Origin of the sequence: Corynebacterium sp. HMSC062E11 (genome assembly GCF_001811845.1) — a bacterium.
GTDB classification, from domain to species: Bacteria; Actinomycetota; Actinomycetes; order Mycobacteriales; family Mycobacteriaceae; genus Corynebacterium; species Corynebacterium hesseae.
On record NZ_KV806835.1, the window covers coordinates 57,881 to 69,988 of the forward strand.

11 protein-coding genes and 2 pseudogenes are annotated in these 12,108 nt (G+C 59.7%); 5 read left to right on the forward strand and 8 right to left on the reverse strand.

Annotated elements, in window-relative coordinates:
• Window positions 1-926 (forward strand): annotated as a pseudogene (locus HMPREF2822_RS11480) (IS3 family transposase); the annotation flags it as partial.
• On the opposite strand, the gene HMPREF2822_RS11485 reads toward HMPREF2822_RS11480, so the two are convergent.
• The 3 genes from HMPREF2822_RS11485 to HMPREF2822_RS11495 all read right to left on the reverse strand — a co-directional run bounded on the left by HMPREF2822_RS11485 (window position 923) and on the right by HMPREF2822_RS11495 (window position 3,286).
• Window positions 923-1,549 carry a DUF4192 domain-containing protein gene (locus HMPREF2822_RS11485; RefSeq protein ID WP_070524746.1) on the reverse strand — a complete coding sequence of 209 codons (627 nt, stop codon included), beginning with the start codon at window positions 1,547-1,549 and terminating at the stop codon, window positions 923-925. The pseudogene HMPREF2822_RS11480 and the gene HMPREF2822_RS11485 sit on opposite strands and share 4 nt — an antisense overlap.
• Window positions 1,550-1,734: 185 nt before the next feature.
• Window positions 1,735-2,307 (reverse strand): recombinase family protein, encoded by a 573-nt coding sequence (locus HMPREF2822_RS11490; protein ID WP_046648452.1) that lies wholly within the window; start codon window positions 2,305-2,307, stop codon window positions 1,735-1,737.
• Window positions 2,308-2,533: 226 nt separating this feature from the next.
• On the reverse strand, window positions 2,534-3,286 hold the full coding sequence (locus HMPREF2822_RS11495) for a hypothetical protein (protein ID WP_232755700.1): 753 nt from the start codon (window positions 3,284-3,286) through the stop codon (window positions 2,534-2,536).
• A gap of 73 nt (window positions 3,287-3,359) precedes the next feature.
• Between HMPREF2822_RS11495 and HMPREF2822_RS11500 the strand changes: the two genes are divergently transcribed.
• Entirely contained in the window at window positions 3,360-3,788 is a 429-nt protein-coding gene (locus HMPREF2822_RS11500; protein ID WP_232745300.1) for a hypothetical protein, read from the forward strand.
• Window positions 3,789-4,205: 417 nt separating this feature from the next.
• Complete coding sequence (locus tag HMPREF2822_RS11505; RefSeq protein WP_070516662.1) at window positions 4,206-4,682, forward strand: PspC domain-containing protein; 477 nt, start codon at window positions 4,206-4,208, stop codon at window positions 4,680-4,682.
• 173 nt (window positions 4,683-4,855) lie between these two features.
• On the opposite strand, the gene guaA is transcribed toward HMPREF2822_RS11505, so the two are convergent.
• Window positions 4,856-6,460 carry a glutamine-hydrolyzing GMP synthase gene (gene guaA, locus HMPREF2822_RS11510; RefSeq protein WP_070524748.1) on the reverse strand — a complete coding sequence of 535 codons (1,605 nt, stop codon included), beginning with the start codon at window positions 6,458-6,460 and terminating at the stop codon, window positions 4,856-4,858.
• 119 nt (window positions 6,461-6,579) lie between these two features.
• Here guaA and HMPREF2822_RS11515 point away from each other — a divergent pair, with 119 nt between their 5' ends.
• Window positions 6,580-7,266, forward strand: coding sequence for a metal-dependent transcriptional regulator (locus HMPREF2822_RS11515; RefSeq protein WP_070516666.1), 687 nt, complete (start codon window positions 6,580-6,582; stop codon window positions 7,264-7,266).
• Here HMPREF2822_RS11515 and HMPREF2822_RS11520 read toward each other — a convergent pair.
• The 4 genes and pseudogenes from HMPREF2822_RS11520 to HMPREF2822_RS13750 all read right to left on the reverse strand — a co-directional run.
• A complete protein-coding gene (locus HMPREF2822_RS11520; RefSeq protein ID WP_070516668.1) occupies window positions 7,216-8,115 on the reverse strand; it encodes a metal ABC transporter permease in 900 nt (299 codons plus the stop codon). The two genes, HMPREF2822_RS11515 and HMPREF2822_RS11520, sit on opposite strands and share 51 nt — an antisense overlap.
• Window positions 8,112-8,885 carry a metal ABC transporter ATP-binding protein gene (locus HMPREF2822_RS11525; RefSeq protein ID WP_070516670.1) on the reverse strand — a complete coding sequence of 258 codons (774 nt, stop codon included), beginning with the start codon at window positions 8,883-8,885 and terminating at the stop codon, window positions 8,112-8,114. The genes HMPREF2822_RS11520 and HMPREF2822_RS11525 overlap by 4 nt, the downstream gene beginning before the upstream one ends.
• 8 nt (window positions 8,886-8,893) lie before the next feature.
• Window positions 8,894-9,772: a metal ABC transporter substrate-binding protein gene (locus tag HMPREF2822_RS11530; protein ID WP_232745304.1), complete on the reverse strand. Its 879-nt coding sequence runs from the start codon at window positions 9,770-9,772 to the stop codon at window positions 8,894-8,896.
• Between the two features lie 273 nt (window positions 9,773-10,045).
• Window positions 10,046-10,189: pseudogene (locus HMPREF2822_RS13750) on the reverse strand (GuaB3 family IMP dehydrogenase-related protein); the annotation flags it as partial.
• A gap of 88 nt (window positions 10,190-10,277) precedes the next feature.
• Here HMPREF2822_RS13750 and HMPREF2822_RS11535 point away from each other — a divergent pair.
• A complete protein-coding gene (locus HMPREF2822_RS11535; protein ID WP_070524750.1) occupies window positions 10,278-11,612 on the forward strand; it encodes a coiled-coil domain-containing protein in 1,335 nt (444 codons plus the stop codon).
• Window positions 11,613-12,108 lie beyond the last annotated feature (496 nt).

Here is a 12,108-nt window from a genome sequence, read left to right on the forward strand (position 1 = left end):
AACGCGAGCAGAAAAGTTCGAACTAATGCAGCCAGAGCAAGGCGAACTACAGCATCAAGCGCATGGCACGACTATTAAAAGTGTCTCGGTCTGGATACTACAAATGGGCCCATGCGCAGCAGAAACGACTATCCGGAAAGGATGATCGGGCAGCATTTTACGATGATGTTGACCGTAAGATTCATCAGATTTGGAAAGACTCTGATGAGGTTTATGGTGCTCCGCGGATCACCGCAGAGCTTGCCGAGCGCTACCGCATTTCGCTTAACCGTAAGACTGTGGCGAAGCGGATGCGCATGATGGGCATTGAAGGGATTTCACCGCGTGCCTTTGTCCCGGTGACTACAATCCAAGCCAAGCGTAAGTCGAGTCTTCCTGACCTGGTCAAGCGCATGTTTGATACTGGTGAGCTCAACCGAGTGTGGATGTCAGATATTACCTACTTGCGCACCGGTGAAGGCTGGTTGTACTTGTGCGCGGTCCGCGACGGTCATTCCCGCAGAGTGCTGGGCTGGGCTATGGATAGCGTGCAAGACACACACCTGGTCGAACGGGCCCTGCGGATGGCGCACACGCTGCGCGGTGATGTTCCTGATGGGCTGGTGTTTCACGCTGACCGCGGAACGCAATTTACCAGTGAGAAGCTCTGGGAGGTCTGCAGCAGACTGGGCATTGCTCAGTCTGTGGGGCGTACTGGTGTGTGCTTCGATAACGCGATGGCTGAGTCGTTCTGGTCGACGCTAAAGACTGAATTCTACGACCGTAAGCGATGGCCTACCCGTGATGCTGCACGCAAGGCTGTTGCCTACTGGATTGAAGTCGTCTACAACCGTCGGCGCCGGCACTCTGCACTCGGAATGGTCAGCCCCGTCGACTTCGAGAACCACGCCGGCGCAATCAACAGCAGAAAAGAAATAGCTGCCTAACCACTAGGTAGCTCCACTACGTGTCCACGATTTGCGGGCAACCCCACCTCGACGTCGGCGATGATGTTTCGGTATACAGCGTCGTCGATACCGTGAGCTGTGCTGTCCAAACGCTCTTCTAGCTCTGCGCGAGACAGCGCTGGAAGCTGCCCAGTGTCCAACACCATCTGCTGCAGCGCAGCAGAGCCGGCGACCTCGCTGACAACCCCGGTGCGCGGTGCTGAGAGGCTCAGTTGCTGATACACAGTCCACCAACCGGTCCCAGAAGTAAGCTCGGGAACCTGCACGATCGCAAGCACGGTCGGCAGAGGTGAGTCTTCGCTGAGCAGGAATTCTGCCAGGTCATCTGCTGCTGAGGGGTCCGCGTTTATCACGTAAGCGATAACAGCGTCAGCGTTGACGCGGCCAGACCATGCAGCGAACTGCGATTGGTTGGCGGTTAGCGTCTGCACGGCGTCATCGAGGTCGAGCCTGGCGAGAGGGCCTAAGTGCAGGCCAGGGGTGTCACTGTTGCGGTCGAAGAACGCGAGCACCAGCGAGTTCTGCGGGTAAAAGACCAGGATACCGGGGATGTTGGCGAGAATATCGCCGTGAGATGTAAGCGTTTGCGAATAGGTGGACATGAGCACTCCTTGCCAAATACGGGATGTGTGTGGTCAATCCCGTATTTGGCCCCGGCTGTGCCGGGCAGTGCTATTACCGCGCCCTGCAGCACCCCCACGTACTCAGTGCGTCGCTAGCGCTCGCCTGGTGCTTGCTTGCAGGGTGTGCGCGCTAGCGACGCAGCCCTCGTGATAGGTCTCGGCTGTTATGCGTCAGCCTCAAGGCGCTCGATGGCTCTGTAGATGGTCGGCCTGGACACGTTGAACGTCCTCGCCACTGCACTGACGGACTTACCACCGTCGATGAGTTCCTTGGCAACCTGGGCTTGCTCGTTAGTGAGCTTCGGTTTCGGCCCGGCGACCCTGCCCTGGGCGCGGGCGTGCGCTACGCCTTCACGGGTGCGCTGGATCAGCAGGTCTCTTTCCCACTCAGCGAGAGAGGCCATGACGTTAATGACCACTTTGTCAGCAGGACGCGACGTGTCCAGCGCGGGTTCGAGCACTTTCACGTTGATATCACGTTCCGCCAAGTCAGCGATAGTATTCACCGTCTCAGCGAGGCTGCGACCAAGACGGTCGAGCCTGGTCACAACCAGCGTGTCGTCGGGGCGCATATACGCCAGCGCGTCATCAAGGCCGGGGCGCTGCCATTTGGTGCCACTGATGGTGTCGGTGTAGATGTGCTTCGGGTCGCAGCCAGCGTCGATGAGCGCCTCGCGCTGGGTGTCGAGAGACTGCCCTTGTTTCGACGTGGAGACACGTGCGTAGCCGATGAGCATTAAACATCCACCCCGTCAGCAAGCGCAGCTGAAAACGGCAACCCCTTCATGAAGCGCTCCATGTAGTCCCAGTTAGGGTCGCCGGTTGGTGTAGCTGGTAGCCGAATAGTCGTCTTCTTCATACGAGTGAGATTCCATTTGTACCCGTATGAAAAACGCCATTTTTCGAATCGGATCGCCGTCACAAGAAACAGTCCTTGCCAGACTGAAATCGATTGACGCGGGATTAAGGCGTTGACGCTTCCACAGCAGCCTGCCCCACAGTGATGCTTGCCGACGCCGGACGCCCACCCTTCGACTGCGCCCGCACCCGAATATCCACACCAGTAATGCGGCCCGTACCACGACCAATGCCATGAAAAGCCTGAATATCGCCCGTGACAGTCAGCGCAGGAGACGGCACCGTCGCGCCAACCATCATCAGTGCTGCCCGACCTTTGCGCAGCTTGCCCAACAGTGGACGGCACCGCACCGGAGAGAGAGCAAGCGCCACTGGCGAGCGATACACAACCAAGTCCAGCCCCTCCGTGAGCACCGCGGCAACACCCAAAGGGTCCACCCCTGGATCCGGCACAGCGATAATGCGGCCCAGATACTTCGGGTCAATTCCGGCATAAGACAATTCCGGCCACCCCACCACACCGGCGTGACCACCTGCTTCCACAACGTGGAGAAGCATCTCCGCAACCAGCGCCGGTGTATCGCTCATATGTGTGACAGCATGGCGCGGTAGACCACCGCCAGGAAGCAGAAATCGAAACTGCTCACCGAGCGAAACCACATCTTCGCTGCCTGTGATCTTCTGTGCGAAGCCGGTACCATCCCCATCACCACCAGGGACAGCACCGCCGATCTGCGCCATTTTGGAGCGGAGCTGGGCGATCTGTTCAGCGTGCGCAGAACCACTGGAGCCCGTCGATACCGTCGATGCCGCCAGGTCCACCTCCGCGACCGTCTTGCGAACACTTGTTCCACTCACGGAAGCTGATTATGCTCCGCGGGCGAACCAAGGTCAATTGAAATTATCGAACATATTTTCTATCGCAGGTCATATGGTAGCGTCCACCTCCATGTACGCCTACGACGTCCGCACCCGGACCACCCCAATCCCCACTCCGCTCATCGTCAGAGTCATGGGAACTGTGGGCGTCGCCGGATCCATCGCAGTCATGGTCTCCCAGCTCGCGATCGGCCCCAAACTCCTCATCGCGCTCGGATGCGTTGCCCTTGCTGTCGCCATCACTTTGCTCCACCCCTACCGGGGCGAGATGAGGGCATTCGCGGAAGAGAAGCGGGTAAGTACAGTGCCGTCGATAAGCATGCTCGTGCCGTTAATGCTTTGGTGGCTGGCGCTCATGCTCGCACCTCTCGCGCAATGGCCAGCCTGGGGAGTCACGCTCACATTCGCGCTCGTTGCTGGCGCTGCGTGGGTACTGTACCCGCATGTCGACGGCTCCCGTCGCCTCGCATACGCCGACTAGCAACGCACGCTGGCTAGCAACGCACGCCGACTAGCAACGCACGCCGACTAGCAACGCACGCTGGCTAGCAGCGCTCCCCGACTAGTAGTTCTCGCCGACTAGTAGTTCTTGCTGCGTTGCACGAAACCTGAATCCACAGGCCCTGGATAAGCTAATCCAGGGCCTTAAGTGCACAAACCAGTACACAAGCAGTGCCGATATTCAGGTTTTAGGAAGAAACCTGAAATCACAACGAGGCTACTCGACGCGCTGACGAAGATCGAAGGCGGCGAAACCTCCCTGAACAGGGACTTCAAAGAGGCCAGCGGCATTGTCTACGCCAGCGAATTCAGGTTTCATGCAAGGATCTCTCGATCCTCCCCCTAGACCCGTGCCATTTAGCCAGCGAGCTTTGCCCGCCAAATGCATACTTGAGCCATGGACACCAACAGCTCGTTTCAGGCCATGTGGGACACGCGCCCGCCACGGATCCCCAAAGAACAAGGTGGCAACCCACTAGTCGGTGGCATCTGTGAGGGCATCGGTGCGCGTTATAACGTCGATGTGACCTTCGTCCGCGTCGTTTTTGCTGTGCTGGCGCTCATCATCGGCGGCGGCATTTTCCTGTACCTGCTGTGCTGGTTCACCATGCCGCGTTTTGGCACGCAGACATCCCCCGCACAGGCGATCTTCACACCGAAAGAACGTCTGAGTCCTGTTGTGCTCAGAGACCGCAGCACAGGCTGGCTGTTGTTGATCGGATTGCTGATCTTCTTCCCGTCCGTCACGCTGGGCACGGATCCCAGGGCAGTATTAGCGCCGCTGGCAGGAATCTTCACCGGGTTTGTCGCGTGGTGGCTTCTGCATCAGCGCACGCCAACGCCGCCACCTTCGCTTGGAGTGCATTACAAATAAAACGAGTGGATCTCGATTACATCGGGGCCTTAGCTTCGCTCCAAAAGCCCAGGTAAAAATTCTCACCTGAGGCAGCTATGTAATCGAGATCCACTGACTATTTAGCATCAACTATTTAGCACTAACTATTTAGCGCTGGCACTTAAATCCTGGGTGTCAGCGCTAAAAGCTGGTTACTCCCACTCGATCGTGGCTGGCGGCTTGGACGTGATGTCCAGCACGACGCGGTTGACGTCCTCAACCTCATTGGTGATGCGGGTGGAAATGGTCTCCAGCACCTCGTACGGGATGCGGACCCAGTCAGCGGTCATGGCATCCTCGGAAGCAACTGGACGCAGGACGATCGGGTGGCCGTAGGTGCGGCCGTCGCCTTGGACGCCGACGGAGCGAACGTCGGCAAGCAGGACGACCGGGCACTGCCAGATCTGGTCGTCGAGGCCAGCCTTGGTTAGCTCCTCACGAGCGATCGCATCGGCTGCGCGAAGGGTTTCCAGGCGCTCCTCAGTAACCTCACCGATGATGCGAAAACCAAGGCCAGGGCCCGGGAAAGGTTGACGGTTCACGATCACCTCGGGCAGGCCGAGTTCACGGCCAACGGCGCGGACCTCGTCCTTGAACAGCAGGCGGAGGGGTTCGACGAGTTCGAATTCGACATCGTCAGGCAGGCCACCGACGTTGTGGTGGCTCTTGATGTTGGCGGTGCCGGATCCGCCGCCGGACTCGACAACGTCCGGGTACAGGGTGCCCTGAACGAGGAAGTCGACGGGTGCGTCGTCACCAGATTCGGTGAGCACACCAGCAACGGCACGCTCAAAGGAGCGGATGAATTCTGCACCGATAGCCTTGCGCTTGGCTTCCGGCTCGGTGACACCAGCGAGCTTGCCCAGGAAGGCTTCGCGCTCGTCGACGGTGACCAGCTTCGCGCCTGTAGCAGCCACGAAGTCGGTCTCGACCTGCTCGCGCTCGCCCTGACGCAGCAGGCCGTGGTCGACGAAGACACAGGTGAGTCGGTCACCGATTGCGCGCTGGACCAGTGCAGCAGCGACAGCGGAGTCCACGCCGCCGGACAGGCCGCAGATGGCGCGGCCGTTGGGGCCGACTTGTTGCTTGACTGCGTCGATAAGCTGTTCCGCAATATTGGAGGCGGTCCAGGTCTGCTCGAGGCCTGCGATCTCGGTGAGGAAGCGCGTGAGCACCTCTTGGCCGTGCGGCGAGTGCATGACCTCCGGGTGGTACTGGACGCCGGCCATGCATAGATCAGCGTTTTCGAATGCGGCGACTGGTGCGCCTTCCGATGAAGCGGTGACCTCGAAGCCAGCTGGTGCCTCGGTGACGGAATCGCCGTGGCTCATCCATACCGGGTGGTTGGTCTGCAGGCCGTGGTGAAGTACGCCGCCGCGCACGTTCATTGCGGTGCGACCGTACTCGCGGGAGCCGGTCTTGGCCACGGTGCCGCCGAGCGCCTGAGTCATCACCTGGAAGCCGTAGCAAATGCCGAAGGTGGGCAGCCCCAGCTCGAAAATTGCCGGGTCGAGCTGCGGAGCACCGTCCTCGTAGACGGATGAGGGACCACCGGAGAGCACGAGAGCCACCGGGTCCTTGGCTTTCAATTCTTCTGCGGAAATCGTGTGCGGAACGACCTCCGAATAGATCCGGGCCTCACGCACGCGTCGTGCGATGAGCTGCGCATATTGCGCGCCGAAGTCCACGACGAGGACGGGGCGCGGGTGAGCGTTTGCGGGTGGGGTCTGCTCTGGTGCATTCGAGGTGGTAGTCACGGATTCAGAGTCTAACTCATGGCCTGGATAGACTGAACAGTCGCGACTGTGCAGGGCGGATTAGCGGTTCAGGGCGGCGTCGATAAGCGTGCTCCCGGAAGGTAAGTAGAGTTGAACGCATGTCGGTGAGCGAATTATCCACTTCGACCCAGAACTATTTGAAGGTCATCTGGAGTCTCACGGAATGGTCAGCGGAACCCGTGACGGCAACCCTGATTTCGAAGCAGACGGGGCTGCGGATGTCGTCGGTCTCGGATGCTGTGCGCAAGCTCGCCGCACAGGGGTTGATCGTGCACGCCCCGTACGGCTCGGTGGAATTGACCGAGAAGGGCCGCGGGTACGCAGTGGACATGATTCGGCGCCACCGGCTCATCGAGACGTTCTTGGTGGAGACTCTCGGGTACACGTGGGACGAAGTGCACGATGAAGCGGAGCACTTAGAGCACGCAGTCTCTGACTACCTGGTGGACAGGCTGGACAAGCTGCTCGGCCACCCCACCCGCGACCCGCACGGGGATCCGATCCCGACCGCCGACGGTACGGTGCCCGCTTTGGACGCATGCCGCCTCACGGATGCTGGGGCGGGCGCCGGTGCAGCGGGGACGACGGTCACTGTCGAGCGGATCTCCGATTCGGACCCGACCCTGCTGAAGTTTTTCGAGGAGAATGGCATCGTTGTCGGCGCCGTCCTCACGGTCACTGAAGGCGCACCGTTTTCCGAGTCGCTCGATGTGAAGGTGGACGGGGCAAAGAACTCAGTTCCGCTCGGCCGCACCGCTACCGATGCGCTGTTCGTCTCCAATTAGCCGTGCCGTTCCGCCCCGGCGCGCACGCGCTGTGACGATCCCTTGGCTCGGGCTGAACAGGTACACCAGCAGGAATGCGATCCCCTGCGCCATGACCACGAGTCCGCCAGGCGAAGCGTCGAGGTAGTAGCTCGCGTACAGCCCCGCGACGGAGCATACGGTGGCCACCGCAGGAGCGATCAGCAGCATGCGGCCGAAACTGTCGGTCAAAAGGTGCGCGGTCGCACCCGGAATGATCAGCATCGCCACCACGAGGATCACCCCGACGGCTTGCAGCCCCACCACGCAGGTGAGCGCGAGCAGGGCGAGCAACACTGCCCCAATCAGCTTCGGCCACAGACCAATCGCGTGAGCATGCACGGGATCGAAAGCGAAAAGCGTGAAATCGCGGCGCTTGAGCACGAGCACGGCCAGCGTGGCCACGCCCAAAACGAGGATCTGCACGAGATCAGCTTTGGAGACGCCGAGCAGGTTACCGAAGATAATGTGATTGAGGTCGGTGTGCGAGGGCGTGACGGAGATGAGCACGAGCCCGAACGCGAAGAGCGTCGTGAAGACGATTCCGATCGCAGCGTCTTCTTTGACCCGGCTCGTATCACGCACGACACCGATCAATCCCACGGCGAGGAAGCCGAAGACCACTGCCCCGAGAGCGAAGGGAACGCCCGCGATATACGCCAGCACCACGCCGGGGAACACTGCGTGGGACACGGCATCGCCCATCAGCGACCAGCCGACGAGGACCAGCCAGCACGACAGCACCGCGCACACGATGGAGGAAATCAGGCTCGTGGCGAACGCGCGGACCATGAAGTCGTAGGCGAACGGGTCGACAAGAAAAGAGATCATCGTTTCATCACATCCAGTCCAAAGGCAGCGGCGAGATTATCGGGTTGCAGGACATCCTTGGGCGAGCCGTGCATGAGCACATGCCGGTTGAGCAGCATCGCTTCATCAGCCAGCTCAGGTAACGCAGGGAGGTCGTGCGTGGACACGAAGACGGTGGCACCGCCGTCTGCAAGCTCGCGGAACAGCCGGGTCATTGTCGCTTCGCTGCGCTTATCGACGCCCGCGAAAGGCTCGTCCAGCAGCATGATCCTCGCCCCCTGGGCAATGCACCGGGCAACAAAGGCGCGTTTCCGCTGGCCGCCGGAAAGTTGACCGATCTGACGTGAGGCATAGTCCGTGAGCTCCACACGCTCGAGTGCATGGTTGACGGCTTCGATATCAGCCCGGCGAGGCCGGCGCGTGAAACCGAGTTGTCCGTAGCGACCCATCATGACCACCTCCCGCACGCTGACCGGGAAATCCCAGTCCACTGCCTCGCGCTGAGGCACGTACCCGAGCACACCGGTGCGGCGGGCAACCGCGGGGTCATCTCCGTTGACGGCGACGGTCCCGGAATCCGGCCGGGTCTGCCCCATGATCGTTTTGAATAGCGTAGATTTCCCGGATCCATTCATTCCGACGAGTCCGCACACGCGTCCCGGCGCAATCTCGAGGGATGCACCGTCGAGCGCGAGCACGCTCCCATAGTGAACGGTGACATCGTGCACGGATATCGCGGGAGTCGCATTCGACGAAACGGCCGCCGCGGCTGATGACGTTTCCTGTTGCACCGTGACACCTACTTCTTACCCGTCAACGCCTGCGTGATCACGTCGGCGTCGTGCTTGATCAAGTCGAGGTAGGTCGGAACCGGACCGTCTTTCTCCGAAAGGGAGTCGACGTACAGAGTGCCGCCGAAGGTGGCGTCGGTTGCATCAACTACCTGCTGCATCGGTGCGTCCGAGACCGTGGACTCGCAGAATACGGCCGGCACGTCGTTCTCCTTGACGAATTCGATGGCACGGGTGATCTGCTGCGGAGTTGCCTCATTCTCGGAGTTCACGGCCCAAATGAACCGTTCCTCCAGACCAGCGTCGCGTGCCATGTAGGAGAATGCGCCCTCGCACGTCACCAGTGCGCGATGCTGCTCAGGCAGGTTCGCCAACTCAGTGACCATGCCGTCCTGGACCTCTTGCAGCTCCTTTTTGTACTGCTCGCCGTTCTGCTTGAAGTCCTCAGCATGGTCCGGATCGAGTTCGCTGAAGGCGGTGACCATATTGTCCACGTACTTCTCCACCTCGACCGGGCTCATCCACGCGTGCGGGTTCGGTTTGCCCGCGCCCTCGTCCTCGGTGATGTCGATCGGGTCCACGCCGTCGCTGACGGTGACGTGGGGCGCGTCGACGTCCTCGACGAATTGCGCGAACCAGTTCTCCAGGTTCAGGCCGTTATCCAGAATGAGGTCGGCATCCGACGCGCGGCGGATATCAGCCGGCGTGGGCTCGTAGCCGTGGATCTCCGCCCCCGGCTTCGTCAAAGAATCCACAGTCAAGTGTTCCCCCGCGACATTCTGGGCGATGTCCTGGATCACAGTGAAAGTGGTCAGCACTTTCGGCTTTCCGCCGTCTGCACGATCCTCCTCCGGCGCGCACGCTGTGAGCGCCGCCGCGAGAATCATCGCCATCATCGCGGCTGCTGCCACGAACAGTGCTGATCGCGACTCCCGCTTTTCCGACCGAACCATTGAGTTTTCCTTTCCTGAAAATGCATTCGCCAAGGCTGTTCCATAAGTTACGCCTAGACGTACTTTTTATTCTGGACAAACTTTAGCAGGACTTACAGGAGAGTCAAGATGAATCGGCTGTGACATACGCCTGACCCCGTAGACATGAAAAACGCCCGGGGGATCATTGAAGTTCCACCGGGCGTTGTCGGCCGCGAAAGTGCGCAGCTAGCTCGAGAGGGTGATATCCACCTTCTGGAAGCTCTTGATATCGGTGTAGCCACACTTCGCCATGACGCGGCGCAGACCGCCGGCGAGGTTGTGCCCACCCCAGGTACTGGTGCTCGGGCCGTGGAGGATGGTCTGCAGGCTCGGGCTGTTGTCGCGGAGGTGCTTCACAACATCCTCGGTAGAAACCGCGTCGTCGAGGCCCCAGCCGAAGCTGAATCCACCGAAATCGATGTGCAAAGAAATCCCGGATTTCTACACCAGTGAGGTGGACGGGCGCGAAGTAAAACGTCCGCGCTATGTCGCACGCGACTACGAGGAAGCGAAACAATACTTCGAAGAGGCAATGCGTTGGCTTGCCGAGAACTTCATCCCCGGCGGCATCGATGCTGTGGCCGGAGGGGATATGAATTTTGACGAGAGCACACCGCATAGCCAGTTCCAGGCCGATAGCTTCTCCCCGAAGCCCGATGATCCGTCAAAGCTCCGCTGTAGGCCAGGTATCGCGTACAACACTGACACCTCGGTCAGGTACAAATCTGGCCCAAAAAAGGGTAAACAGATCTCGGGTAATCAAAAAATGATCGACGCGCAGCGCGGACTCCGTGAACACATGCACGCGCTCGGCTACCCAGTAGAACTGGAAGTCTCCGAACGTCACGATGAATCCCTAAAACTCGACCGCTACACGGAGCAGCAGGATCGTGAACGCGACCTTGCCAACCGCGAGGATGAAGTAGAAGTCAAGCGCCGTTCCGTACACCGCGACATGGACGCGATTGATCGTGACCGCGAGCAAGCAGCAAAAGAACTGGAACAGGCCCAGGCGGACCGTGAAGCAGCGCGAAGTGTACAGGAGAACGCTGAACAGCAGGCTCGCGAGGTTGCAGAGCGTGTGTTGCGTGAAGCACGCGAGAAGGCTGAGCAGGACGTCGAGCAGATCCGTAGCGATGCACAGGCTGCGGCTGAGCAGACAGTAGGGCTGGCCGAAGCTCAAGCAGATGAGCTGCTGGACCGTGCCGAAGAGGTCAACAGCGCTGCAGAGGCCAAGCTCAAGCGTGCAGAGCAGGAGGCTGAAACGATCCGCAGCGAAGCACGCAAGGAAGCCGAGCGAGACGCAGAAAAGACCCGTAGCGAGGCCACACGAGACGCTGAGAGCACTCGTAGCGAAGCACAACGTGATGCTGTGGCCATCCGCAGCGAGGCCACGCGTGAGCGTGAACAGCTGGCCAACGAACGTGCAGCCCTGGACAGTGAGCGTGAAGCCTTTGACACGGAGAAACGCGCATTCACCGAAAGCCTCGAAGCGCGCCGCGCAGATGCAGAAGAGGAAGCCGCCATCATTATCGAGGAGGCAACGCAGTCTCTGCAAGAGATTTCCCACGTAGACCGGGACTTCCTGCATGTCGAACTCGATAACGACCCTGAGATGAAGCAGCGGTATCGGGTTGCTGTTGAGCAGCGTATCCAGCAGGAACGGACCGCCGCACGCCGCCGTGCTCAGGAACGAACCAACAAGCGCCGCCAGCAGCAACAGCGCGACCGCGATGGTGGCATGGAGCTGTAGCAGCTCGCCACACGCCTTGTACGGCCCTGTAGCGGCCTAGCCGGGTGTCGCCGGGGTCAGTGCCCAGAGACAGCGCTGAAACCGCTCTAATTCAGCGAAAATCGAAGAATTAGAGCGGTTGTTTTGTGTAGCGGTAATCCTGTAGTGCTGTGAAATAGCGCGTGTAGTGGCGTGTTTGTTGTGCTGTTGATTGTGTAGTAGAGGTACGTGGCTACAGTGCCGTTAAGTGGACAGTAGATGAGTACGTAGAGAGTGCAGCGAAAGTGCCTGCAGAATGTGATGCAGAGTTACAGCGTCATTTAAGTAGTCAATAAACGTGCTAATGAAATGACATGTAATTTAACTGCGCAGTAAATGTGCCAATGAAGTGGCGTGTCATTAAAAGTGTCATTTAAGTGGTCGACGAAGTGACACACCACTTAACTGCGCAATAAACGTGTCAATTAAGTGACGCGCCACTACAGGGTTCAACGCTGCATTGTCCACGTCAAACGCA